At 40.2% G+C, this 24,576-nt stretch carries 24 protein-coding genes; 5 read left to right on the top strand and 19 right to left on the bottom strand.

The features are described from left to right. The first annotated feature begins 102 nt into the window (after positions 1 to 102). Positions 103 to 1,023, top strand: a complete 921-nt coding sequence (locus PTT44_RS07705; RefSeq protein WP_168159513.1) for a Dyp-type peroxidase — start codon at positions 103 to 105, stop codon at positions 1,021 to 1,023. Between the two features lie 105 nt (positions 1,024 to 1,128). On the opposite strand, the gene PTT44_RS07700 is transcribed toward PTT44_RS07705, so the two are convergent. The 5 genes from PTT44_RS07700 to PTT44_RS07680 all read right to left on the bottom strand — a co-directional run bounded on the left by PTT44_RS07700 (position 1,129) and on the right by PTT44_RS07680 (position 9,859). After that, complete coding sequence (locus tag PTT44_RS07700; protein WP_168159514.1) at positions 1,129 to 1,653, bottom strand: hypothetical protein; 525 nt, start codon at positions 1,651 to 1,653, stop codon at positions 1,129 to 1,131. Continuing rightward, the gene (locus PTT44_RS07695) at positions 1,653 to 4,073 is read right to left on the bottom strand and encodes a hypothetical protein (protein WP_168159515.1); all 2,421 of its coding nucleotides are present in this window, start codon (positions 4,071 to 4,073) and stop codon (positions 1,653 to 1,655) included. Before PTT44_RS07695 ends, PTT44_RS07700 begins: the two co-directional genes overlap by 1 nt. Continuing rightward, a complete protein-coding gene (locus PTT44_RS07690; RefSeq protein ID WP_168159516.1) occupies positions 4,073 to 4,606 on the bottom strand; it encodes a hypothetical protein in 534 nt (177 codons plus the stop codon). The genes PTT44_RS07695 and PTT44_RS07690 overlap by 1 nt, the downstream gene beginning before the upstream one ends. A 6-nt stretch (positions 4,607 to 4,612) precedes the next feature. Continuing rightward, entirely contained in the window at positions 4,613 to 8,008 is a 3,396-nt protein-coding gene (locus tag PTT44_RS07685; RefSeq protein ID WP_168159517.1) for a type VI secretion system Vgr family protein, read from the bottom strand. Positions 8,009 to 8,158: 150 nt separating this feature from the next. Further along, entirely contained in the window at positions 8,159 to 9,859 is a 1,701-nt protein-coding gene (locus tag PTT44_RS07680) for an NAD-dependent malic enzyme (protein ID WP_131229816.1), read from the bottom strand. 273 nt (positions 9,860 to 10,132) lie between these two features. Between PTT44_RS07680 and PTT44_RS07675 the strand changes: the two genes are divergently transcribed. After that, positions 10,133 to 10,732, top strand: coding sequence for a hypothetical protein (locus PTT44_RS07675; RefSeq protein WP_168159518.1), 600 nt, complete (start codon positions 10,133 to 10,135; stop codon positions 10,730 to 10,732). An 8-nt stretch (positions 10,733 to 10,740) separates the two neighbouring features. On the opposite strand, the gene PTT44_RS07670 is transcribed toward PTT44_RS07675, so the two are convergent. Continuing rightward, entirely contained in the window at positions 10,741 to 11,025 is a 285-nt protein-coding gene (locus tag PTT44_RS07670; RefSeq protein WP_004684392.1) for a DUF2798 domain-containing protein, read from the bottom strand. A 177-nt stretch (positions 11,026 to 11,202) separates the two neighbouring features. Here PTT44_RS07670 and argS point away from each other — a divergent pair, with 177 nt between their 5' ends. Then, positions 11,203 to 13,008 (top strand): arginine--tRNA ligase, encoded by a 1,806-nt coding sequence (gene argS / locus PTT44_RS07665; RefSeq protein WP_168159519.1) that lies wholly within the window; start codon positions 11,203 to 11,205, stop codon positions 13,006 to 13,008. Between the two features lie 278 nt (positions 13,009 to 13,286). Then, a complete protein-coding gene (locus PTT44_RS07660; RefSeq protein ID WP_168159520.1) occupies positions 13,287 to 13,889 on the top strand; it encodes an SPOR domain-containing protein in 603 nt (200 codons plus the stop codon). Positions 13,890 to 13,918: 29 nt separating this feature from the next. On the opposite strand, the gene PTT44_RS07655 is transcribed toward PTT44_RS07660, so the two are convergent. From PTT44_RS07655 to PTT44_RS07620, 8 genes are all read right to left on the bottom strand, one after another. Beyond that, positions 13,919 to 14,521 (bottom strand): alpha/beta fold hydrolase, encoded by a 603-nt coding sequence (locus tag PTT44_RS07655; protein WP_168159586.1) that lies wholly within the window; start codon positions 14,519 to 14,521, stop codon positions 13,919 to 13,921. Between the two features lie 14 nt (positions 14,522 to 14,535). After that, positions 14,536 to 15,177, bottom strand: a complete 642-nt coding sequence (locus PTT44_RS07650; RefSeq protein WP_168159521.1) for a glutathione S-transferase family protein — start codon at positions 15,175 to 15,177, stop codon at positions 14,536 to 14,538. A gap of 131 nt (positions 15,178 to 15,308) precedes the next feature. After that, the gene (locus tag PTT44_RS07645; protein WP_168159522.1) at positions 15,309 to 15,707 is read right to left on the bottom strand and encodes an OsmC family protein; all 399 of its coding nucleotides are present in this window, start codon (positions 15,705 to 15,707) and stop codon (positions 15,309 to 15,311) included. A gap of 102 nt (positions 15,708 to 15,809) precedes the next feature. Continuing rightward, positions 15,810 to 16,757, bottom strand: coding sequence for a pirin family protein (locus PTT44_RS07640; RefSeq protein ID WP_168159523.1), 948 nt, complete (start codon positions 16,755 to 16,757; stop codon positions 15,810 to 15,812). A gap of 230 nt (positions 16,758 to 16,987) precedes the next feature. Then, positions 16,988 to 17,908, bottom strand: coding sequence for a restriction endonuclease (locus PTT44_RS07635; protein ID WP_168159524.1), 921 nt, complete (start codon positions 17,906 to 17,908; stop codon positions 16,988 to 16,990). Between the two features lie 92 nt (positions 17,909 to 18,000). Continuing rightward, positions 18,001 to 19,569 (bottom strand): glutamine-hydrolyzing GMP synthase, encoded by a 1,569-nt coding sequence (guaA, locus tag PTT44_RS07630; RefSeq protein ID WP_004983995.1) that lies wholly within the window; start codon positions 19,567 to 19,569, stop codon positions 18,001 to 18,003. A gap of 147 nt (positions 19,570 to 19,716) precedes the next feature. Continuing rightward, positions 19,717 to 20,082, bottom strand: a complete 366-nt coding sequence (locus tag PTT44_RS07625) for a NirD/YgiW/YdeI family stress tolerance protein (protein WP_168159525.1) — start codon at positions 20,080 to 20,082, stop codon at positions 19,717 to 19,719. A 110-nt stretch (positions 20,083 to 20,192) separates the two neighbouring features. After that, positions 20,193 to 20,609, bottom strand: a complete 417-nt coding sequence (locus PTT44_RS07620) for a DoxX family protein (protein WP_168159526.1) — start codon at positions 20,607 to 20,609, stop codon at positions 20,193 to 20,195. Between the two features lie 194 nt (positions 20,610 to 20,803). Here PTT44_RS07620 and PTT44_RS07615 point away from each other — a divergent pair, with 194 nt between their 5' ends. Next, a complete protein-coding gene (locus PTT44_RS07615) occupies positions 20,804 to 21,448 on the top strand; it encodes a DedA family protein (protein ID WP_168159527.1) in 645 nt (214 codons plus the stop codon). Here PTT44_RS07615 and PTT44_RS07610 read toward each other — a convergent pair. The 5 genes from PTT44_RS07610 to PTT44_RS07590 all read right to left on the bottom strand — a co-directional run bounded on the left by PTT44_RS07610 (position 21,445) and on the right by PTT44_RS07590 (position 24,295). Further along, on the bottom strand, positions 21,445 to 22,038 hold the full coding sequence (locus PTT44_RS07610; RefSeq protein ID WP_005401909.1) for a LysE family translocator: 594 nt from the start codon (positions 22,036 to 22,038) through the stop codon (positions 21,445 to 21,447). The two genes, PTT44_RS07615 and PTT44_RS07610, sit on opposite strands and share 4 nt — an antisense overlap. A gap of 215 nt (positions 22,039 to 22,253) precedes the next feature. Next, the gene (locus PTT44_RS07605; protein WP_168159528.1) at positions 22,254 to 22,643 is read right to left on the bottom strand and encodes a hypothetical protein; all 390 of its coding nucleotides are present in this window, start codon (positions 22,641 to 22,643) and stop codon (positions 22,254 to 22,256) included. Further along, positions 22,640 to 23,494 carry a ParA family protein gene (locus PTT44_RS07600; protein WP_104221872.1) on the bottom strand — a complete coding sequence of 285 codons (855 nt, stop codon included), beginning with the start codon at positions 23,492 to 23,494 and terminating at the stop codon, positions 22,640 to 22,642. The genes PTT44_RS07605 and PTT44_RS07600 overlap by 4 nt, the downstream gene beginning before the upstream one ends. Positions 23,495 to 23,579: 85 nt before the next feature. After that, positions 23,580 to 23,972: a SirB2 family protein gene (locus PTT44_RS07595; RefSeq protein WP_168159529.1), complete on the bottom strand. Its 393-nt coding sequence runs from the start codon at positions 23,970 to 23,972 to the stop codon at positions 23,580 to 23,582. 14 nt (positions 23,973 to 23,986) lie between these two features. Next, the gene (locus PTT44_RS07590; protein ID WP_005401913.1) at positions 23,987 to 24,295 is read right to left on the bottom strand and encodes a BolA family protein; all 309 of its coding nucleotides are present in this window, start codon (positions 24,293 to 24,295) and stop codon (positions 23,987 to 23,989) included. Positions 24,296 to 24,576: the final 281 nt, after the last annotated feature.

The following is a 24,576-nucleotide window of genomic DNA, read 5'->3' as shown; positions in this document are numbered from 1 at the left end:
ATTATTCATCAATGAATTTATCACTTAAGGCTATGAAGCAGAAACTGCATAAGGCACAATAAGTACAGCCAATAGAAATAACAATTTTTTTAGGAGCCATGAATGACCGCCCAATCTGTAATTCTACCATTACCTTCAGATCATGCCCGTTTTATTGTTTTACGTTTAAAAGATTTAAGTATTGAAGAACTTAAAGAAAAATTAGAAGATTTATTTTCAACTCGTGATCGCCTTATTACCCAACATCCACATGCGCAGATTAAAACAGCTGTTGCTTTTGGCCCTGAACTTTGGGCACAACTTCATCCTACAGCGCCTGCAGGGTTTAAACAGCTAGAGCCCATTTATGGCTCTTTCAATATGCCTGTTTCACCTGCGGATGTTTTAATTCATATTGCGTCTCAGCGTACCGATATTTGTTTTGCCCTTAGCCAATCGTTCTTTGAAGGCATCCAAGATAAAGTTGATGTTTTAGATGAACGAGTCTGTTTCCGCAATTTTGATGGTCGAGATTTGACTGGTTTTATTGATGGTACTGAAAACCCGCAGTTCCCCGATGATCGTGCTGCAACGACTTTATTAAGTGAAGATGCAGGAATATTCGCAGATGGTTCTTTTATCTTTGCACAGCGCTATTGCCATGATTTGGAAAAGTGGAAAAAGCTAAAGGTTGATGCTCAAGAGCAAGTCTTTGGACGGACAAAACTTGAAAGTATTGAACTAGATGATGACGTTAAACCTGAAAATTCTCACGTTGCACGTGTCGTGGTTGAAGATGATGAAGGCGAAGAAATGGAAATCCTACGTCACTCGCTTCCTTATGGCGATGGTAAAGGTGAGCAAGGTTTATTTTTTATTGCCTATACGAAAGATTTAAACATTATTGATGCGATGTTACTGCGTATGTTCGGCACCAGTGGTGATGGAATTCATGACCGTATGCTTCATTTTGTGGCTCCTGTGGACGGTGCTTATTATTTTGCACCGAGCGAAGAGTTGTTGGAAGAAGTGTTGGAAGGGTGATTTTTAAAGCCAGTATCTAAAGTTGAAAAATTTTCCTCAAAAACTTAATCTTACTATTACCCACATTTTTACATAATAAGTAAGATTAAGTTTTAGATACGTTAGCTAAGCACAACCTTCCATTAAAGTTAAGTTACTATTTCCAACCTTAATACCGACAACAACACCATTTTCAATATCATAACGTGTTCCTAATTTTTTAGCGCTATCATTCCAATGAATAAGCGAATAGTCTTTTTTAGGATCACCATAGGGATTTGTTCTCTTATCTAAATTTTTAGCTGTATATTTTTTATTTATTTCTGCTTCTGGCGCACCTACCTTTATGCCATTATAGGATCTCCTATTACTGTCTATAGAGGAAATAATTGAAATTCTATTATTCATAATTTGAAATTCTATATCCGCGTTCTTATTATCCTTTGCAATAAAACAATCACCTACACGACTACCATCAACCTCTGTCAAATTTTGACTATTGTCTCCAATTTTAAAACTCTCAAATCCATCTTCACTAAAACTACTGAAAGAACTCCCATTTTTATCAAAAGTATTACATGCCGATAATAAAAAACAGAAACACACCATTTTTAAAAATCTATCTTCTTTTATATATCTCATTAAAAACATTATATATCCTCTAAATTTGGGTTAAAATCATGCAGGTGAACATGGTTATTATGCCCACTCCAACTTTTGGAATGTGGTAACAATTTATTTTCTTTAATTTTAACAGGATTAGAACCAAATAGTTTATATCCAAATTTATATAATGCATTTAAGAAATCAACATTTTTATCCCAATCAAAATGTTTATGGCTTGTATAAGTTAGTTCATTCATATGTCTATTATTAATAGCAATATACCTAAAATCTCCATTTTCACCATTTAAGTGAGAGACACTATCTCCTGGTGATCCATCTTTACAGCTAAAACCTGAACCTGTATATTCAGCATACCCAAGGCTGCACATAGCACCTAATACAGCAGAAAGAGCAACTCCTGAAAGATAATACCTTCCATCTTCACTATCTATTCTCCATAAATAGCCTATATTTCCATTTTTATACTGTTTATGTTTTCTTTGATCGATCAAATATACCGAACCAACCCCTTTAACTTTTTTAGAGTTCCATCTATTAGTTACATTAAAGTTTGATTTTCCTAAATTATGAATTCCACCATTCTGATCATAATAAATAAATTCAGCAAAGCCTGTTGCTGCTTTATTCTCCCTTTTGATGACTCCACTATAATAAATATGATATCGAGTAGTATCACTTGTTACTGACGATTGACTGCTTACTTCAGTTAATGGCTTTCCTCCATTTTCAGTATACGTATCGTTTTGCTTTGCTTGATTCTTCTTATCAGTCTCACTCTTAGCACTTTCTGCTTTTTCTTTCGCTTTATTTTCTTGAGCTTCTTTTTGTTTTTGCTGGTTTTTCAAATCTTCTATTTGCCTGTATTTTGCATCCGCAGTTTCATACATTTTTGATGCTTGTATAGCATTATTATTAACTATAAAATTCTGTATCTTAATTGCTTTTTCAACCCGGCTTAAAACTAGACTTTTCCCTTTAACTCCAAAACCAAAAACAAAACCTATTAACATTCGAACATTGATAATGCCAAGGCTATTTGTTCGTTTATGAATTTCACGCCCCCTATAAAAAATACTGAAAAGTGTATTTGGAATAACATTACCATCATGTATCACTGAAACCTTAAAAGTATGTACGGGCAATTTCACTTTAATCGTTTGATTTTTTAATGCAGCACTGACCCTAAAGTGATGTATGACCTGTTTTTGCCCGCTTCCTTCAACAGAAACCTCAATATCCTGTCCTTCTTCTGCAATAATACCTTGTTTAATGCCAGTACCATCAGCTGTATGCTTTTTAATATTACCCTTATAAGTGAGATAAAAATTCATATTTGAAATTGGTTTAGCAGAGTCACCTTCGACAATTTGAATATTAAAACTAACATCTTTTTGTACTAAATTTTTATCAGTTTCATCTTTAGATGTAGTAGACTGTGCTTGTTCATTTCTTACTTCTTGAGGTGTTTTATTAGTCTGATGCCTTGGATTAGGGGTATTATTTGCTTCTAGAACAGCAGGGTAGCTAGAAACTTTAAAATCACTTAAAACTGCCTTTTGCTTCTCATTTGCTTTTTGAATGATGCTATTTGACTCTTTTCCGTTAGCAACAATTTTTATTTCAGTATTTGGATTTCTAACAATAACAGGAAGGTTACCATTCTCATCACTCTTAACCTTAACTCTTGTTTCTCCTGAAATATATTTTCCATTATTTTTAGAAATGATTATTACTTCTTTATCTTTCAACTCTAAACCAGAGCTATCTTTTAAAGTAATATAGATTTTTCTTTTGCAACAAGTTTCTAAGTCAAAATCTCCAAACATCGATATATATGAGGAAATATGCGTACCATTTGCATCAGATACAGCAGATTTTTGCTTAAATTGAGGTGAACCAAGAAAAGTAGCTAACCCCCCCTCCCCCATCAAGTGTGCACCAGCAATTGCTCCTGACTCTGTTACTTCAACCCCATTAATAATTTGTCCATAATATTGGTTAAAGTTTAATATCCTCATGCGTTTGCACAAATGATTAATCCAATCATTTACTGCCATTAATTGTAATTCAGGTTTTGTAAGAAAATCATTAAGTGAATAGATTCCATTTTTACCAGACCACTCTCCTTTCCAGTCATTTTTACCAAAAGTTGATCTAATAGTATTTATTTTCCCCCGCTCTTTTTCTGGGTTTAACTTTCTAAAATCTACACCTAGATCTCCCAAGTAATATCCTGTTTCAAATAAAGCAGACTCACCCATCTGGAAAAATCCACGGTGCCCCCCTGCACTTTTTTTAGCTGAAGCTATTATATTTATCTTATGATTTGGGCTTAACTTTAAATCAGCACTAGACTCTTTATAACTAACAGCTTGTATAAAACCATTTCTATCCAAATTGAAATCTTGCAGCGTACCATCTTTAAATTTTATTATTTTATTCATCACTTAAACCTATCATACATTTTATATTTAAAAATATTACTAATAGATGTTTCTTTAAATATATAACCATTTAGAACTGATGCAATTTTTATATCATCACCTATTTTTCCGCAAGATAAATTCACATCAACCTGATCTTCTTTTCTAAATCCATTTTTAATATTTTTTTGGTCTATCTTCCTTGAATAAGCAAATGAATTATCCTCATTATAAATCATAATAAGATCAGTTCTATCATCCTTCATATCAGCCCAGTAAACATAGTAATCTTTATTTTTATATTGGATATGATTACATATCCCTGTAGACATCCAATTTTTATCTTTGAGATTAAAACCAATTTTTCTTGCTATTTTTTTATTCTCATTACTAAAACCTTCTTCCCAGATATCGAAACATTGCACATCTGGTAGAACACGTATTTGTACAGCTGGCTCACTCCAATATTTCATACACTCGTTAACGTTTTCCGCATATAAATTCATACTATTAAATAGAATATATGAACCTAGCACTATCTTTAACGTCTTCATTTTAACTTAATCCTTGAGCCCAAAATTTTCAAAATCTAATTTCAAATCATCATCTTCATTTAACTCTTCAGCAATCTGCCTATTGTTATAACCATGTTCATCATCACCGCCACAACAGGTTTCATCCGGAAACTTACTTTGGTCTTCTGTAATTTTCTCCTCTATAAGCTGTAATTTATCGGAGCTATTATTACTCTTACCAAGTAGAAGAATTTCAACGTTATCCGCATTATCACTAAAGATCCTTTCTGTCCTTGCAAACTGATCAAGAAAACCGATGTATTCTGTTTTCTTTGCATGATTAATAACTTTATATTTGAACCCGTCTTTCAACAGATCATTATTAATCAACTCACTGAAATCAAAGCGTCGACTAAAGATTCCACTTTCAGGCATTTTAGGTAATTCAGCATTTACTGTAGCCCCACCCACAAAACTATGCTGCCCCGCCTTACTTTCAAACTTTCCACCTGTTGTCGTAAAAATTCCATCCCCATTGATTTTGAGCTGTGAACCACCAGCAGTGAGTACAATTTCTTTCGGACTGGTTATTTCTATTTTATCTTCTGTTGAAATTAGCTTAATCACCTTACGCGCAATCGCTTCTATTGCATCATCTTGTGCCTGTAATTCGACTTTTCCTTTTGCTGCAAATGCTTTTAGCCCTTTTTGTGCAGCAAATAAGCTCACTTTATCCTGCGCATGCGCAATAATATTCTTCTGGGCACTTAAGTTAATGGACCCCTGTGCGCTTTCAGCAATGTCTTGAGAAGCTTGTAAAACAATATCTTCAGGCGTCGTTAAAGCAATACCATTGGGGGAAGCCAGCAGCATTAAAGCCTGACGAAAGATCTTCGCTTGAGCTTGATTCTGAGTATCCTGCGTTTGCTCTGCCTCTTGAGCATATGTCTCCATAAAACCTTGCATGGAGCCCAATGCCTGCATGGGATTAACATCCAATTTGCTGCCTTTATTAAAGCTTCCGCAAGCACTGGTCAGGTCAAAGTCTCTCATATCAACATTCGCAATCACTTTACCAACATCTTTTAAAGCGCCGAGTGGATCCGCATTCAAATTGTCTTTCACGCCTTGCAACTGACTTTTTAAAGCATCTGTACCATGTTCTTCGAGGTTATCAATAAAGGCTTTTAAATTTTCTATTGAAGCCTCTGCATCCTGAAAATAATCTTTAAATTCATTGATCAAATTGTCTGTGTCTTGACCAAATTTTTGAATATCCTCAATAAAACCACCACACGTTTTTAATGCCGAAATCGGATCCTGACTGACTGCAGTTTTAAATAAACCAACAGTTGCTTGGAGGGCTTGATTGGCCCCTTTTAGCTCTACAGACTGAATCAATTTAGGCAGACGATTGATCACATTCAGTGCATCAGTCTGTTGTTTAACAGCCAAAGTACTCAGCATGTGCATACTGTCATGACCTTGCTGCAAGATGGACTGGGCTTCGGATGCAGCCAAATGATCTGCGACCGCTTGATCCTGTGCATAGGTACTAATCAAGAGGCCTTTGCCTGCACGCATGGCTCCCCATTGATCCGTTCTTAGCTCAAACCCCTCACCACGCCCATCACTGTTCTCAGTTTCTTTTGGATGACTGAGGTTACCGAGATTGAGCTGACTCGCTCCATGACTGCTGTGTAGCTGCACACTAATTTGCCCTGTCGTATCATCAAAACGCAGTTGGTTAAAGCCTTGCCCTGCAACCTCTTGTGAACGAATCCCGCTGAGTTTTTTCGTCGCAGGCAATGTCCCTTTCACATCAAACATGGTTTGGTGGCGCTCGGCCTCATGAATGCGTCCTACTACAAAGGGTCGATCGACATCCCCCTCAAAGAAGTCGATGACCACAATTTCTCCAACACGCGGATGAAAACGTGCGCCATACCCCTCACCCGCCCATGGGGTCAATACATCGACCCAAGCCGAGTCCGTGTCATTGTCATTTGCACCCGCCCCACCATCATGAGCATGGTCATCACTACGTGTAAACATAAAGCGAACTTTAATCCGTCCCCATGCATCCACATAAATTTCTTCCCCTTCAGGCCCGACAACTTTGGCACGTAAAGGATAGGCTGCTGGACGGTGTATCCACGCTTGATATTCAGGAACAATTTTGACCTCACGGCGTACGACAAAGAGTTCATTGGCTTGCCGTTCCTCATTCAGACCTTGCCAGCGACTTCCTTTTAATAACAGATTGATTTGCTGTAATAACTCTTTGGGTAAATTATTTTGGTTATAAAAAACTTTGCCTAAAATGAGAAATTCACGCTCTGCGGACACATGCTGTTCTATTTCAGGATGATCCACCATTTCAAACCAATAGCCCACTTGCGCATCTCGAACGCTACTTTTTGCTGTGAAATATTTGGCCTGAAGCTCATGATATTGGTTCAGTTGTTGGTTGAGACGATCTAGTTGACTGCTATTGGCAGACGTGGCCTGATCCTCACCTTGTAGATCAGCCGTCCATGCTGGACTGACACACCAGACTTGTTCCAGACCCAAACTTTCATTGTCTTGTTGATCACTGTGCTGATGCGCACTCAATACAGCCTGACTCTGATCTTGAGCTAAATGTTGCGCTTGCCAACGCTGCGTCTGTACCGTGGTGGATTGTAAGTGACGTTCAGCAATAAAACTGGTGATGCTATCAAAAGGCTCAGTGGCATGGCTGCGGTGGAAACGAATCTTTCGGCGACCCAGTGCTGTAAAAGCTTGATTATCATCCATCAAACGAAGTTGCTGTGCCTGAATCGGTTCCGACGAACTGAGCACCGTCGGAGCTTGTTCATCGATCAACCAATTAATCCCTTCACTCCGCCATAGTCGAGTGAGAAACTCAGCGTCGGTTTCATTAGACTGCATGACAAAGGGGCGTACATCATAATCACGGCTCAAACCATCTAAGTTCAGGCTTAAGCTGGCTGCAAATAATGTACTGTGACTTTGCCACTCGCTAAACAGAGTTTCAGTGATTTCACGAACACTTTTACTCATAAACACACGACTGTTTCTGCGCTTATGCCACAGCGCTGTTGCATCTTCAATCGTGAGTTTATAAACGGTTAGCGCACCATCACTTTGTCCCTGACTGGCACTGGTAATCACTCCCGTCAGACGAGAAAGCTGCCCCACATCCGTGACCTGATCAACCGCGACACGTCCACCAATGAACTGTTTTAAAGGCAGATAAGCATTGGTCGATAGACATAGAATTTCAGCTTTTAAGCCTTGATTGATTCGGTGTTCGCCCTCAATGCGCTGAATAAACACCTGTGTGTTCAAAGCCAGATTAGAAAAATGAATATGCACAGCACGTTTTTGTGAGCCGAATCCAAAGGATTCCAGCATTTTATAAATAGAATTGAACATGATCATTGTTAAGTTATTGGTTTTTATACTTGTGCGCGGAGTGTACAAAATGTCTTTTTTTTAATCTAGTAAAATAATGTTAATGAAGACGCAGCTCTCAAAAAACAAAAAGGAGCATCATGCTCCTTTTTGTTTGATCTCATTTCAGCTTTAGAAGGCAACACGTTTATAGTGACGATACTCTGGCTTCCAGAAGTTTTTCTCAATCGCGTGTTGCAATTGCTCATCACTAATAATCGGGGCTACACCTGCATCCATTGCTGCTTTGGCCACTTTGAATGCTATCAACTTAGAGACTTTCTGAATTTCATCAATCTCAGGCAATAAATCTGCTGTAGGGTTAGTCAACATCGGTGAGCAATCTGCCAAAGCATTACTCGATGCAATCAGCATAGAGTCTGTGACACGAGTTGCATTGGCCGCAATCACGCCCAGCCCAATGCCTGGGAAGATATATGAGTTATTGCACTGCGAAATATTATAAATTTTGCCTTGATAGTTGACTGGAGCAAAAGGACTGCCCGTCGCAATCAAAGCCTTGCCGTCCGTCCAGTGAATAATATCTGCTGGCACTGCTTCAACACGCGACGTTGGGTTAGACAGTGGCAATACAATCGGACGATCACAGTTCGAAGCCAAAGTGCGAATCACTTCTTCAGTGAATAAGCCCGGCTGACCTGATACGCCAATCAACACGGTAGGTTTGGCATTTTTCACGACATCGAGCAGTGAAATCACTTCTTCAGCATTGCCCCATTGCGCTATCACCTCTGGTTTTTGTGCCAATTTACGTTGGAAATCGAGTAGATTTGGCTGATTTTCAGTGATTAAACCAAAACGATCGACCATATACACGCGTGCACGCGCTTCGGCATCAGTTAAACCTTCAACTTTCATCTGCGCAACAATTTGCTCAGCAATCCCACAGCCTGCTGAACCCGCACCTAAGAAGGCAACGGTTTGATCTTTGAGCTGTTTACCTGCTGCACGTGATGCAGCAATCAAACTGCCCACAGAAACGGCTGCGGTACCTTGAATATCATCATTAAAACAACAGATTTCATCACGGTACTTATTCAATAAAGGCATGGCATTATTTTGCGCGAAGTCTTCAAATTGAATCAACGCTTTCGGCCAACGACGCTTGATCGCAGCAATCACTTCATCAACAAAAGCATAGTACTCATCACCACTGATGCGCGGTTGATTCCAACCCATATAAATCGGGTCATTGAGTAACTGCTGATTATTGGTACCGACATCGAGGGTAATTGGTAACGTATAAGCTGGGCTAATACCCCCACACGCGGTATATAGCGACAATTTTCCAATCGGAATACCCATTCCGCCAATGCCTTGGTCACCCAAGCCTAAAATACGCTCGCCGTCGGTAATCACAATAACTTTGACATTTTTCTTATTGATGTTATGCAAGATGTCATCAATATGCGCACGGTCTGGATAGGAAATAAATGTGCCACGATGGCGACGATAGATATCCGAGAAACGCTGACAGGCCTCACCCACCGTTGGGGTATAGATGATCGGCATCATCTCACTTAAATGGTTTTCAATGAGGTGATAGAACAAGGTTTCGTTGGTATCTTGAATGTTACGCAAGTAAATGTGCTTATTGATCGCATCATTAAAAGCACAGTACTGTTGATAAGAACGCTGACTTTGTTCTTCAATGCTTTCTTCAACATGCGGAATTAAACCATGCAAGTTGAAGCGAGTACGCTCTTCTTCCGTAAATGCGGATCCTTTATTTAACAGCGGCAACTCAAGTAAGGTATTGCCCGCATAAGGGATGTATAAGGGTTGTTTTGTCTTTAAATATTCTGTCGTCATTACCTATCTCGTTATACATAGATTTAGATGAACCTATGGGGAGAATCTATGCATCTAATTCGGCTACTAGCTTAGCGCCATTTGCGCATCTTTTGATATTTATAAGCGTGATGCAATTATCAAAGCGATTTAGTCTGAAAATAAAAATCAAACCGACGCAACGCAAAAATCAAGTTTGCGGCAGTCTTTTCGGTCAAATAGCGCATGGATAAAATTTGAACTTAAATAAAGCTCAAGCTAAGCTAGCGCTTTTATTTCTTCTTTATATTAAAAATGATCATCAAAAAAGTAATGTTATTGAGCCTTACATGTCTTTACCTCACACAAATGACAGCATGCCAATCCATTTCTACGGCGCAAACTACAGTGAGTGATAAAATTACAGGGCTATTTGGTCATAACGAAAAACTGCCTGAAATCGATCCCAAAGGCATTGTCGATATCAGTAAAGCCACCATCGAGCAATATGAGCAACTCAGTGCAAATTTACCGTTAAACCAATGGGTCTATTTGGAGAATGAAAAACAAGGGATTTATCAGCTACAAAACAAATCGACCGAAGGCTTTGTGCTCTCGCTACGTCTGAATTGTAAAATCAGCAGTCATCCGCCTACATTTGAGCTTCAAGATGTGCAAGGCAAACGTATCTTATATGGCTATGATAAAGAAGCAGGACAGATTCAGTTTTTACTCGACAACAAAAACTACGGCAATCCCTTTGATCCATTTCAACGCCAAACCCTAAGTCGTTTTCAACAACAGCTTACCAGTACTAAAGTGATTAAGCTCTTTCATGCAGGCAAACTGTATCGTTTTCAAAACCAAAATGCGGAACTCCTGAGCAAACCTGTCTCATGCCGTGAAAATAGCTAAAATGAGGGTTATTTGGGTGGGTTCAGATGTGACATATCAACAAACACACCGGTCAAACGGCGCACAATCGGTAGCACAATGAGCACTACAGGATAGGCCACCACCCAAGACATCATCCATGCGGACAGCCAAACCTGTAGGAAATTGTCCACCCAGCCCAAATTGCGCCAAAGATTGATCATCGAGATAATGCCACTCATAAAAAATGAGATAAAAAATGGCAAAATAAACATGGCATATTTTGCTGGTAACTTGGGAATATTCCCAATGATCATGGGCCGCTGTTCAGACACGTTTTATCCTTAAAAGTATGCGTTTTAGTTTTCATCATACTGCGCTTTTCATGTTTATTGCAGCGCAATCGTTAGCAGTTTTCGAACATTTTTTATTCTATGAAAATGGATTCACCTAAAGACGTGGAAATTTGCTATATTTAGCGTTTTTCTGCGACATCAAATTTTCGACTGAATATGAACACGGCAATCCAAGCAGCTCTCGAGCACGCAGTGCAAAACCTTCAAGCTGAAGGTATCCTTCCAGCAGACTGGAACAACAGCAGTAATTTGACGCGTACCAAAGACCGAAGCCACGGTGACTTCGCGTCCAATATCGCGATGATTGCCTCTAAAGCTGCGGGTATGAAGCCACGTGATTTAGCCGAAAAAATTCTTGCTGCACTGCCTGAAGTGGCGGACATCAGCAAAGCAGAAATCGCAGGCCCTGGCTTTATTAACTTCTTTTTAAATGCTGACCAACGTTTTGCTGTACTTGATCAAATTCAAGCGCAAGGCAAGCAATTTGGTCGCACTCAAGCCAATGCTGCGAAAAAAATCCAAGTGGAATTCGTTTCTGCCAACCCAACGTCTAGCTTGCACGTTGGTCATGGTCGTGGCGCAGCCTATGGGATGACCGTTGCAACCTTGCTTGAAGCAACAGGTGCAACCGTAGACCGTGAATATTATGTGAATGATGCAGGCCGTCAAATGGACATCCTTGCAACATCTACCTATTTACGCTACCTCGAATTAACAGGCCAAGAACTGGTTTTCCCTAAAAATGCCTATCAAGGCGATTATGTTAAAGAAATCGCGCAAAGTATTATTGATGCTGATGGCAATGCCTACGTCCGCCCTGTGGCAGACGTCTATAAAGATGTCCCTGAAGATGTGCAATATGCAGAAGAACTCGATGCTGAAGGCAATAAAGTTGTCCTTTCAGGCGACAAAGAAAAGCACATCGATGGTTTAATCCATAATTCACAAAGCTTAATCGGTGAAGCTTACCGCGTATTCCACCAAGCAGCGCTGAATGCGATCTTAGATGACATCAAAGATGACTTGGGCGAGTTTGGTGTAACCTTTAACCAATGGTTCAGCGAAGCCTCATTGACAGACAAAATTGATGAAGCTTTAGAAACTTTAGAACAACGTGGTTTCTTATACGAAAAAGACGGCAACATTTGGTTCAAATCGACTGAATTTGGCGATGAAAAAGACCGTGTTGTGAAGCGTCGTAATGGACAAACCACTTACTTTGCTTCTGACATTGCTTATCACCTGAACAAATTACAACGTGGCTATACCGATATCATTGATATCTGGGGCTCAGACCACCATGGCTATATTTCACGGGTTAAAGCCGCGATTGATGCCTTGGGTTATGACTCGAAAAAACTCACCGTTCTATTGGTTCAGTTCGTCAGCCTATGGCGTGGTGGTGAGATGGTACAAATGTCATCTCGTTCTGGTCAGTTCGTGACTTTACGTGACCTGCGTAAAGAAGTGGGCAACGATGCTGCACGTTTTTACTACGTGATGCGTAAGTCTGAGCAACACATTGACTTTGACTTAGACCTTGCGGTTTCACAAAGCAAAGACAATGCGGTGTACTACATCCAATATGCACATGCACGTGTCAATCGTATGATCGATGTGAAAGCACCTGAAAAAGGCATTCCTTTTGATCGTAGCAAAGCAGCTGATTACGATGCGACCTTATTAACTCTTGATGCTGAAACTGAAATTCTTGCCAAACTTGCGGCCTATCCTGAAATTGTGCTTCGTGCTGCAAATAGCTATGAACCACACCAAGTGGGTAACTATTTGAAAGAACTCGCAGCATTATTCCATGGTTGGTATAACTTGGATAATACAAGAATTATCGACGAACAGAATATTGCCCTTTCGCAAGCCCGTTTATTACTTTCAATAAACGTACAACAAGTTTTGCGTAATGGTTTAGAGTTACTAGGTGTGTCTGCACCTGAAGCCATGTAATAAGTGAAGCAAAGCTTCACACATGGCTGCAAGACCGAAAGCTATGCTTGAGGTAACGATGTAAAAAGCAACGCTTTGCACATCGTCGCAAGATGAAGGGCTTTGCCCGAAGTAGCCATATCAACCCTGATGTATTGCTCGCTTTGTGAAACTTGAATTTTGCAAAGCGATTCTTTATTTTACGATGATGCCTCTTTGAATCCATTGAGGCCAAGTATTAAAATAAAGAAAAGAATGGGCCAGTCCCTCATATTGATTAGAAGAAAAGAGGTTTCCACGTGTTTGGAAAAACGCAGCGCGGTGTATCTGAAAGACCGAACAAACCCAAAAAGCCACTGATTCCAGCTTGGCTCGGTACACTTGTGGTCATTTTAATCGTGCTCTGTTTTGCTGTAGCACTGTTACTGTGGAAGCCTTGGGCACCAGTGAAACCGAAAGGTCAAATCACTTCGGAACATTATCAAGAAGAAACCAATAAAGACTACCGTTTCTATGACCTACTGCCACAGCAGCAAGTGACGCCAATTCCTGATCAAGCCATTCCTGAAACCAAAGATAATCCAAGCACTGTGGTGATTGTTGAAGCACCTGCTGCCGAAGAAATCACCCCTGCTGAACCGGGTTTAACCGAAGCAGCACCGACACCGCAAGCGCCAAGTTTTATATTGCAAGTCCGCAGTTACCCTGACCCTGACAGTGCCGATGCACGTCGTGCAGAAATTATCTTAAATGGTCTCTCTGCCGATGTCGTCAAAACCGTTGAAGGCGGCCAAACATGGTATCGTGTGATTTCAGGGCCATATGACTCGCAAGAAGCCGCGGTGATTGCACAGCAAACCCTACAACATAGCGGCATTGATTCAATTGTGGTCAAACGCTAAAATAAAAAAGGATGCCTCGGCATCCTTTTTTATACTCTGAGTTTGACGAGAAAATTTTGAATCAATTGCGCAACATGCTCTGCATGCACATAAGCCAAATCATGTTGTCCCTGTGACACGATGTGCAATTCTGCATGTGGTATTTGACGGTGTAAGGACTGCCCCACCGCAACAGGACTAATCGGATCTGCATCGCCCCAAATCAACAAAACTGGACACTGGATACGCTCCAGACTGTCTGTCAAATCAGACTGATGCTGAACAAACCAATCAGGAACCGTAAAGCTCTGTTGATAATCCTCTCTCCAATCTGCCACCTGAAAAGAACTTAAATCAATGCCACCTGAGGTTGCCACGAGTACCAAAGCCTGCACCTGCTCAGGCTTTTGTAAGGCAGCTTGTACTGCAAAAATGCCGCCCATCGATTGTGCAACGACCACAGAAGGCTGTTGGATTTGATTCAATACATCGTCTTGTAAGCCCTCAAAACTCTGTATATCCACATCATCAGGATAGCCACCAAAGCTCGGATAAGCGACGACCATGGTTGAATAGTCCTGAGGAAGACACTGTATGACAGGTTGCCAAAATGCCGTATTGCCCGATGCACCGGGTAAGAAAATCAAGTTCAAACCATCACCACCCATTAGAACCCACTGAGCTCTTTGGCTTTTTTAAATGCTGGGCGCTGCTGAATACGCTGTGCATAAGCCACCATTTGAGGGTTATGGGCTTTTACCCGCTCTTGCATCGCCACCACAGGAAAGCTCATTTGAATATCAGCAAAGGAAAAATCACCTGCAAAATAGTCATGTTGAGATAAATAATCTTCCAAATATGCACTGTGCTCTTTCAAGCGTGGATTAATAAAACCGCCTTTCACCCCATCACAAATTTTATTGGCAAGCGGTTTAATTAGAAAGGGAACATGCTTGGGTACATTACTCATCACCAAGGTCATAACCAAATATGGCATCAAAGAGCCTTCGGCATAATGCATCCAGTAGTTGTATTGCATTAAGTCCTTTGGATTTTTCGGTTTAAACTTGTGCTCCGTATCGTAGGTGGCTTGCAAGTATTCTAAAATCACCGCAGATTCTGCTATGACCAAATCACCATCGGTCAAAACGGGTGCTTTACCTAAGGGATGAATGTTTTTTAACTCAGGTGGTGCAGCATAGGTCGGTAGGCGTTTATAAAACTTCACCTCATACTCCAGCCCTAACTCTTCCAAAGCCCATAAAATGCGTAAAGAGCGTGAATGTTCCAAATGGTGCAGGGTGATCATTGTTTTACCTTTTCTTTTAATTGAAATCTAGCACTCACTTTACGCTAAAATTTGGATTTTGCACCTGTCGATACACATGAATATCCAGTCGCGCAAAATCCTTTACCGCCTATAAAAAACCGTCAAGCGAGTTAAACAATTGAGGTTTCAATCTCGACGGAACGTAATAAAGTTTTAGTGACTGGTGTTTTTTGACAGATGTCTAAGATTTTTTGGCGTGCTTCTTCTGTCAATGTTTGCTCAAACGACAAACGACGACTAATCCATTCTCGGCCTTCTTTATTGGCATTAAAATCTGCTTCGACACTAAAAGCCCCCCACTCAATACCTTTGTGCTGTGCATACATCCGTAGGGTAATCATGGTGCAGGAAATCAAACCTGTACAAATAAAATCATAAGGTGCTGGGCCTTTGTCATGACCGCCAAAAGACGCTGGTTTATCGGTAATGAATTGATGTCGTCCAGTACTTACTTCACCAGACCATGCTTCGACGCATGTTTTGACTTCTGCATTCGCAATTATTGCCATTTTTTTATTATCCTATTTTTCATTGATATTATTTTGAATAGATTTCAAGTATTTAAACTATCCACCTATTCTATTATTAAACGACTTTTCGCAGTATTCCTTTTATTTTGAAGCACGCATTTGGTCTGGAAATGCCGGTGCTTCCAGTCGTGGCCCTTCATAGTCAGGAATTGAACCAAAACGTTCATCTTGCGCAATCCACTGATCACGCGCAATTTTCAATTCTTCTTGAGTACGACCCACAAAATTCCACCACAGTAAAATTGGACTTTCAAACGGTTCACCACCTAACAGTAACAAGCGGCTGCCAGCATGAATTTCAATTTCAATCGCACTAACACCCTGCTCGAGTACCACCATATTGTCTTCTGTCAGTTCATGCCCATTGACCGTAGCCGTTCCTTCTAAAGCCATAAAGCCATATTCAAAGTTTGGATTGAGTGTTAAACGGGTTTTTGTGCTTTCTGTTGCGCTTAAGTCCACTCCTAATAGCTCGGTATAAACGCTCACAGGTGAAGTGGTATTTAAAAACTCTCCAACCAAAACAGTAAACTCCACCCCATCTTTTTCCACCACTGGCAGTTCTGGATAGTGATCGAAACATGGTTCAACAGCAATTTCTGCATCGGGCAATGCAATCCACAATTGTGCTGCATGCATTTTGGTTTCTGTATCTGGTGCGACTTCCGTATGGGAAATCCCGTGTCCTGCGGTCATTAAATTGACCTGTTTTGGACGAATCAGCTGTTTGCTGCCCAAACTGTCGGTATGCATCATGGTGCCTTCAATCATCCATGTAAAGGTTTGCAAACCGATATGTGGATGTGGGCCAACATCTAAACCGTCCCCTTGAGGGAAGGTTACAGGGCCTGCATGATCTAAGAAACACCATGCACCAATCATTCGTTTATGGCGACTTGGCAGCGCGCGTTTGATGACCGTCCCTTGGCCGATTTCAGCACTTCTCAGTGGAAACTCTTGAATGAATTGATTTACGTATTTTTCACAGTCATCCGAATGTGAAAGTTCAGTATAGTTATTATTCGTCATGTGCTTACTCATTACAGATCCATATGTCCTAGATCATAACAAGCAGATTCCCAACTGCACATCCCTAAAAATAGAATGCTGATTCTTAAACTTGGGACAATATCTTGTGTTTTCAAAACCTAACTACCAGGCAATGAGTGGATGTAAAAATGTTGTTACATCTTTCTAAGGTATGTTTTAGCTCTGCTAAAGTGTTTTAGAGGCGATGGAAAGCAATGACTTAGGAAAAATCAGAAGTTTTCTTCATCAAAACGATCTTGGTCGATTTTATAGATATGGAAACTACGCTCCACTTGAACACCTAAACCAAATTCAATCATGAGAGCTGTTAATTTATTACCATCAATTAAAACAATGCCTGATTTTTTAGCCGATTCCATCGCCTCTTTACTAAAATTGGAAGTTGTAATAAAGACACCTTTCTTAGCTACTTGATCTGCTAGTGCGCCTTTAAATTGCTGTATCTCAGGCCGACCCACTGTATTTTCCCAGCGTTTAGCCTGAATATAAATTTTGTCTAAACCTAAACGGTCTTCACTAATAATTCCATCGATACCACCATCACTAGTTTTGCCAATCGCTTGAGCGGCATCTTGATGCGATCCTCCATACCCCATAGCAACGAGTAAATCGACAACCAGTCTTTCAAAAAATGATGAGGAATTGTTTTTAATTAAATTTAATAGCTCATCTTTCAAATCATTATTTAATATTTTTGATTGCTGGTAAATAATCTCAGGAGGTGTTAATTCCTCAGAATCTGAACTATCTTTTTGTGTATTTTCAATTTTTTGCACTTTTTCATTTTTTGAATTTATTTTTCTAAACTCATTAAAACTATCAAATCTGGATAAATATTTCTTATCTATTTTTTCAACTTTTCTTAAATCTAAATCTCTTCCCACATTCGATAAATTAAAATGTGCTCTTTTAGAATAATCTATTAATCCTGCTTTCTTTAAATAAGTTTTCGCCCATTGTAAACGATAAAAGATGATGTTTCTCCCATCTTCCATCGTTTCATTACGTTCTTCTTCTGGACATTTTAACTCTTGCAGTAATGCTTCATAAGCCTCTTTTAAACTATATGTCACATCATGTGATTGCATAATACGTAGTAAAGGCAACATTAAATCATAATGCGTATACATAAAAACTCAAATTTGAATCCTAATTTTCATTCAGTATAAAATAAAAAAGAGCGCCTAAGCGCTCTTTTTTTAACATAATTTTCGTTAGAAAATTATTCCCACTCAATCGTTGCTGGTGGCTTAGACGATACGTCATAAACAACACGAGAAACATCTTTAATTTCGTTCATGATACGTGTCGAAATTTTATCTACAAGATCATAAGGAAGATGTGCGAAACGTGCTGTCATGAAGTCAACGGTTTCAACCGCACGAAGTGCAATCACCCATGCATAACGACGGCCATCACCGACGACGCCAACAGATTTTACAGGTTGGAATACAGCAAAGGCTTGTGCAGTTTTATCATACCAACCACTTGCACGAAGCTCTTGCATAAAGATGTCATCTGCAAGACGTAAAATGTCTGCATATTCTTTCTTCACTTCACCCAAAATACGCACGCCCAAACCTGGACCTGGGAATGGATGACGATATAGCATTTCAAACGGTAAACCTAAAGTTGTGCCTAAGCGACGCACTTCATCTTTAAACAAATCACGGATTGGCTCAACCAATTCAAAAGCTAAGTCATCTGGCAAACCGCCCACATTGTGGTGAGATTTAATCACATGCGCTTTACCATTTTTGGTTGCAGCAGATTCAATCACGTCTGGATAAATTGTCCCTTGAGCAAGGAAGTTTACGCCATCAAGTTTACGCGCTTCTTCAGCAAAAACTTCAATGAACTCACGACCAATGATTTTACGTTTCTTCTCAGGATCAACCTCACCAGCAAGTGCAGTCAAGAAACGATCTTCAGCATCGGCACGAATCACACGGATACCCATGTTTTTCGCAAACATGTCCATCACTTGTTCGCCTTCGTTCAAACGAAGCAGACCATTATCAACGAATACACAAGTCAATTGATCGCCAATCGCACGGTGTAAAAGCGCAGCAACCACTGATGAATCAACTCCACCAGACAGACCTAAAAGAACTTTTTGATCGCCAATTTGTTGACGTAATTGTTCAACGCGTAAGTCAATGATGTTTTCAGAGTTCCACAGGCTACGACAGCCACAAATGCTGTGTACAAAGTTAGATAATAACTCTGCACCTTTTGCAGTGTGCGTTACTTCTGGGTGGAACTGAATCCCGTAAAAACGACGCGTTTCATCAGAAACCATCGCCACTGGACAGCTTGGTGTGCTCGCAGTGATTTGGAAACCTTCAGGAATCGCTGTCACTTTGTCACCATGACTCATCCAGACTTTAAGTTGGTCTTTGGTGTCTTCAAGATCACCAATCAACTTGTCACGAACTTGGATGTTTACTTCGGCATAACCGAACTCATGTACAGTACCCGGCTCAACTTTACCGCCAAGCTGTGCAGACATGGTTTGTAAGCCATAGCAAATACCCAAAACTGGCACACCTAAGTTGAACACAACTTCTGGCGCACGTGGGCTGCCTTCTTCGTGTACGCTCTCAGGACCACCTGATAAGATGATACCGTTTGGATTAAATGCACGAATGTCTTCTTCAGACATGTCATAGGCATACATTTCAGAATATACACCAGCTTCACGTACGCGGCGTGCAATAAGCTGGCTATATTGAGAACCGAAATCCAAAATAAGGATACGATCTTCAGTAATTTGAGTATTGGTAGTCATGACAAACAACTATGAAAGGCAAACGAATATAAGCGCCGTATTCTAGCATTTTTCCGCGCATAACGCACATAATTCGGACAAGCTTTATACAACGCTTAAAACCCAATGGTTTTTATACCAAAAAGCACGCTTTCGCGTGCCTGATGTTTATTTCAAAACTTTTTCTATTTTTACGACTTCAATATCGGTCGGTTTATAACGATGTGTATCCACCTCGCCCACAACCTGCACCTTATCGCCTGCTTTAATATTGGATGCTTTCCATAAATCGTCATCAATATCCAGCAAAATAACTCCTGTACCATCGCTAAACTCGTAGTGGTCTTCATTGAGATGTTTCAGCAGTGTCCCTTTTAAAGTGACCGCCGTTTCATCTTTGAGCTTTGAAATGGCTGACACAGAGACATGATTCTTTGCTGCTGCTTGTAAAATGATATGGTCATCCTTGGCCCATGCACCTGCGGCAAGACTTAAACTTGTAATACATAACCCTATTTTAAAAAGATTTTTCATCTTATTTTCCTCATGTTTTATTGATCTTGATCAAAACAAAAATGGACGTCCACACCGTACTTTTTTGTAAAATGAAAAGCAGCATCGTGAATGCTGCTTTTCATTTTGAATTATTTTTCAATCAGATGATCTAGACTCATTTTTCCTGCACCATGCAGCATTAGCAAAAATAGACCACCTGCCATGGCAAAATTTTTCATAAAATTAATGCTGTCTTGCGCGCCATCGTGAAAAATAAACGCGGTAATAACACTAAATAGACCTAAGCCAAACGCAGCAAAGCGGGCTTGAAAACCAAATAACAGCGCTAAGCCACCACCAAACTCAACTAAAATGGTTAAAGGTAATAGCGCTCCGGGAACCCCCATAGACTCCATATACCCTACAGTTGCGCTATAAGCTGAAATTTTCCCCCAGCCTGCAACAAGGAAAATATAAGCCATGAGTACACGGGCAATTAAAGCTAAAACTGCATCTGTATTGGGTTGATTGACAATATTTTTGACCACAACATTTGGATTAAACATTTTTACACCTTTAAATACGTTTTATTTGAAGTTGTAGCTATCTTAATGTTCTCTATTTTTAGAATAAATATGCATTTTCATCACGCATCGTTTCAAAATAAGAACACCAGTAGCTAAATTTATTTACGTTTTAATACTGACTTCTGATAACGAGACTGCTAGGATTTCCGCACTCTTTTGCTTATTTGTGCCCCATGGAACTGATTGATTTTATATTACATGTCGATGACCATCTGCTTGAGTTTATCACCAACTATGGGGTTTGGATTTATGCAATTTTGTTTCTCATCATCTTTGTGGAAACAGGTTTGGTGGTCATGCCGTTCCTACCCGGCGACAGTTTATTGTTTGCCGCAGGTGCCTTAGCTGCATCCACAGGTGCAATGAATCCATGGACTCTTGGTGTTTTACTTTTTGTCGCAGCTGTACTGGGCGATACGCTGAATTATCACATTGGTCGTTATATTGGACCGCGCGTTTTTGAAATCGAATCCCGTTTCATCAATAAACAACACCTGATTAATACACAAAAATTCTTTGAAAAACATGGTGGTAAAACTATTATTTTTGCGCGTTTTATCCCTTTTGCGCGGACTTTTGCACCTTTTGTAGCAGGTGCAGGAAAAATGGACTACAAATTTTTCCTGTCTTATAACCTAATTGGCGCATTCTGCTGGATTGGTTCATTCATTACTTTAGGCTATATTTTTGGTAATGTGCCTGTGGTCAAAGACAATTTCACGCATCTGATTTTCGGCATTATTATTATTAGTGTCTTGCCGGGGATCATTGGTTTTATTCGTGCCAAATTAAAGAAAAAATCAACCACTGAAGCTTAAGCAAAAAAGCGTAGAATCACGGGAAACATACACACCACCAACAACATGGCCGATCCTTTATATAAGAGATCGGCTTTTATTTGCTTGGACTCGCCCGATAAAATGGCACGGCCAAAAGACATCCAGAACAGTGCCGTTGGCAATAACACCAGACTAAACACCGCAAACACCAAAAAGAAATTGGTGGGATTATCCCAAGCTTCATAGGGAAAAATACCCGCAGCAAATAAGACCGCTTTCGGATTTTTCAAAGTAGAAAAAAATAATTGTTTAGGTCGAATCGAGGTAAAACGTTGATTATGTTTTTCTAAGTGCGAGCTTTTCCACAAATGAAAAGCCAACCAGAACACATAGACTGCGCTCAGTGCATGTAAAAGGTCTATCAGATAAGGCCAAGTCGGTGTACTGAGATGAATCAGGAGTGCCCATAAATTGATGGCATAGAAATACCCAAACAGTTCTGCGGGTACAAGTAAGCTGGTCTTCGCCAGACCTTGCTGATGTGCAGAGCTTGCGAGTAAAGCATTGGTTGGTCCCGGAATCATCAAGACAGCAATCATTGCCAATACAAACAGCCAACTCTCAATCATAGACATCCAACAACAGCATTAAAGATGCGCAATTTAGCCGAAAAAGAGCGGTTTCCTCAAGTCAAAGCGGGAAAAAACACAGAACCCATGAGGTAAAAAAGTGCGTATTAAAACGATAGTCCATTGTTTTATTGAAATTATTTTCGAAACATTTTGCTAAGATTTTAATGACTGCTGAAAGGTTGAACCCTTCAGCAGAATGAATAAATGCGGCATTAATTCGTCTTATTTTGCACAGTAATCGCACAGCCTTTGAATTTTGCAGCTTGTACAATCGCCTCTTGCTGACCCAAAAGTCGTGAAATTTCAGTTTTTTTGGTGTTCGATGATTGTCCCATATTGAGTGAAACGCTTGGACCAAAGCCCCAACCACCACCATGACTCCAACCACCGCCCAGCCCTACATCGACTCCCATACCAGTGCGTTTCGCAGTGGGTACACCTTCATCTAAATGTTGCTGAATCCTATTATATTCCGCTTGTAACTGTTGGCAGTTCAAAGCTTGATACTGTGTAGGAGAGACATAAGTTGGTTTAACCGTTGTGGCACAGGCGCTCAATAACAGCGTACTGCCCACTAAAAAAGCAATTGTGATATTTTTCATGCTGAATCTCGCAGTTTATTATTCTCAATCTCATTGAACAATGATTGATAGGCCTGCGTCAATTTATGATCGTGTGCTAAATGAATTAAGGGTAAATTTTTGTGGTGCGATTCTTTCATCAACACCGATGGGGGCAACATACTTTCTAGTACAGGAAGACCTTCATCCTTCAGCTGTTGCACCACTTCACGCGGCAGTTTGGCCTGCGCTTGGAACTGATTCACCACAATGCCTTCAATTTCCAAATGATCATTATGATCATCTTGAGTTTCGAGCACATTTTCGATCAAAGTTTGCAGTGCGCGTTTAGAAAAGACATCACAATCAAACGGAATCAGGACTTTATTGGCTGCAATCAACGCCGACAAAGTAAAGAAGTTAAAGGCTGGCGGTGTATCGATATAAACACGATCATATTTTCCAGCAAGCTGTTGTAACGCATCGCGCAGTTTATAAATTTTATGTTTTGACTCTAACGCATAAGCCAATGCTCCCAGGCTTGGGCTGGCTGGAATCACATCCAAATTTTTAAAAGGGGATTGGTGTACATAACTTTCTAAGCCTTTAGCTCGTCCTTTGAGGATCGAACCAATGGCACTGCCCAATAGACTTTTATTTTGAGCCGTTCCAAGCACTTCTTCAAAATAGTTTTCAATATTGGGTTCTAAAGCTGGCTTGTCTGCCGAATACGTTGCGTCATCGCCCAGCACATACTGACTCGAATTCGCTTGCGGATCGAGATCAATCAGTAAGGTTTTTAAACCTTGATGTGCACTTATTGCTGCCAAATTCACTGCAATACTGGATTTGCCGACACCACCTTTTTGATTAAATACCACACGTGTATGCATGAAATCCCCTCCCTCTTGTTATTTTTCCGCTATAGATAGCAGTGTAGCGCAGAACAATCGCTGTGCCGATAATTATGTCTAACAATTAGCCAAAGTTTGGTTTAATCATAACTAAACCTAAAATGGATATCATCGCAACCACCGCCAAGAATAAGCCCGCTCGACGCTGTGCAAGTAAAATGCTGTCTTCTTTTTTATAAGCTTTCGACAAAGAGGACAAGATCACTAAAAATAAAACCACTTTGGCATAAAACCATGTTTGCACATCAAAGTTTTTCATGACCAAAAGTGCAATTCCAGTCAGTACAATCACCAGCATACTTAAGTGCTGAAGGGCTACAAAAGCTGTTCGACCCGCTGGATTGGGCTGATTGCCTTGAACGCCTTTAAATAGCGTCATGGCACGCGCCAAAATCACGACACATGCCAAGCTGACCGCACTCATATGCACGATCTTAATCAATAATTGTGTTTCCATAACTGAATCTCTGCTTAGCTTTTCGGGGCATGTGCGCAATTTGGACTAGAAGTGTCTTGTCCTTGCCATTCTTCAGGTAGAAAGGCATGAATAGCTAAAGCATGAATTTTACCTGGACTGAGTAAGTCTCCTGCTACCGCATAAATTTTTTGATGGCGCTGAACTAAACGTAATCCCGCAAAAATATCACTCACCACGATTACTTTAAAATGTGATTCTTTCCCTGGGAAATAGCCGCCATGACCAGAAGATTCATTCACGACTTCTAAATGTGATGGGGAAAGCTGTTGTAAGCGTTCAATCAATTGCTGCTCCAAGCTCATACCTGTCTCCAAAATGATGATTCGTTCAAAGTATACCTGTTCCTTCGGGATGTTGAATGCGTAAAACTCTTTTCACTAACATGAGGCACAGCGTTTCGTGAACAAAAGTTAAAAAAGCTCAATACGCAGTCTAAAACTGTCTTTATTTTATGCAATTAAACTCAGCTTTTTCATAAAGCTATTGACCCTGAACTTGCTTGCTGTATCATACAGCGCTATGCGGGAATAGCTCAGTTGGTAGAGCACAACCTTGCCAAGGTTGGGGTCGCGAGTTCGAGTCT

The sequence above is a fragment of the Acinetobacter sp. Gutcm_16 genome (assembly GCF_028649355.1).
In the GTDB taxonomy this organism is placed as follows: Bacteria; Pseudomonadota; Gammaproteobacteria; order Pseudomonadales; family Moraxellaceae; genus Acinetobacter; species Acinetobacter johnsonii.
This window is presented reverse-complemented; position numbering and strand designations above follow the sequence as displayed.

Bases quoted from the DNA above. Each gene is read 5' to 3' on its own strand.
- PTT44_RS07705 (WP_168159513.1), top strand. From the start codon at position 103: ATGACCGCCCAATCTGTAATTCTACCATTACCTTCAGATCATGCCCGT.
- PTT44_RS07700 (WP_168159514.1), bottom strand. From the start codon at position 1,653: ATGTTTTTAATGAGATATATAAAAGAAGATAGATTTTTAAAAATGGTG.
- PTT44_RS07695 (WP_168159515.1), bottom strand. From the start codon at position 4,073: ATGAATAAAATAATAAAATTTAAAGATGGTACGCTGCAAGATTTCAAT.
- PTT44_RS07690 (WP_168159516.1), bottom strand. From the start codon at position 4,606: ATGAAGACGTTAAAGATAGTGCTAGGTTCATATATTCTATTTAATAGT.
- PTT44_RS07685 (WP_168159517.1), bottom strand. From the start codon at position 8,008: ATGTTCAATTCTATTTATAAAATGCTGGAATCCTTTGGATTCGGCTCA.
- PTT44_RS07680 (WP_131229816.1), bottom strand. From the start codon at position 9,859: ATGACGACAGAATATTTAAAGACAAAACAACCCTTATACATCCCTTAT.
- PTT44_RS07675 (WP_168159518.1), top strand. From the start codon at position 10,133: ATGATCATCAAAAAAGTAATGTTATTGAGCCTTACATGTCTTTACCTC.
- argS (WP_168159519.1), top strand. From the start codon at position 11,203: ATGAACACGGCAATCCAAGCAGCTCTCGAGCACGCAGTGCAAAACCTT.
- PTT44_RS07650 (WP_168159521.1), bottom strand. From the start codon at position 15,177: ATGATCACCCTGCACCATTTGGAACATTCACGCTCTTTACGCATTTTA.
- PTT44_RS07645 (WP_168159522.1), bottom strand. From the start codon at position 15,707: ATGGCAATAATTGCGAATGCAGAAGTCAAAACATGCGTCGAAGCATGG.
- PTT44_RS07640 (WP_168159523.1), bottom strand. From the start codon at position 16,757: ATGACGAATAATAACTATACTGAACTTTCACATTCGGATGACTGTGAA.
- PTT44_RS07635 (WP_168159524.1), bottom strand. From the start codon at position 17,908: ATGTATACGCATTATGATTTAATGTTGCCTTTACTACGTATTATGCAA.
- guaA (WP_004983995.1), bottom strand. From the start codon at position 19,569: ATGACTACCAATACTCAAATTACTGAAGATCGTATCCTTATTTTGGAT.
- PTT44_RS07625 (WP_168159525.1), bottom strand. From the start codon at position 20,082: ATGAAAAATCTTTTTAAAATAGGGTTATGTATTACAAGTTTAAGTCTT.
- PTT44_RS07620 (WP_168159526.1), bottom strand. From the start codon at position 20,609: ATGTTTAATCCAAATGTTGTGGTCAAAAATATTGTCAATCAACCCAAT.
- PTT44_RS07615 (WP_168159527.1), top strand. From the start codon at position 20,804: ATGGAACTGATTGATTTTATATTACATGTCGATGACCATCTGCTTGAG.
- PTT44_RS07610 (WP_005401909.1), bottom strand. From the start codon at position 22,038: ATGATTGAGAGTTGGCTGTTTGTATTGGCAATGATTGCTGTCTTGATG.
- PTT44_RS07605 (WP_168159528.1), bottom strand. From the start codon at position 22,643: ATGAAAAATATCACAATTGCTTTTTTAGTGGGCAGTACGCTGTTATTG.
- PTT44_RS07600 (WP_104221872.1), bottom strand. From the start codon at position 23,494: ATGCATACACGTGTGGTATTTAATCAAAAAGGTGGTGTCGGCAAATCC.
- PTT44_RS07595 (WP_168159529.1), bottom strand. From the start codon at position 23,972: ATGGAAACACAATTATTGATTAAGATCGTGCATATGAGTGCGGTCAGC.
- PTT44_RS07590 (WP_005401913.1), bottom strand. From the start codon at position 24,295: ATGAGCTTGGAGCAGCAATTGATTGAACGCTTACAACAGCTTTCCCCA.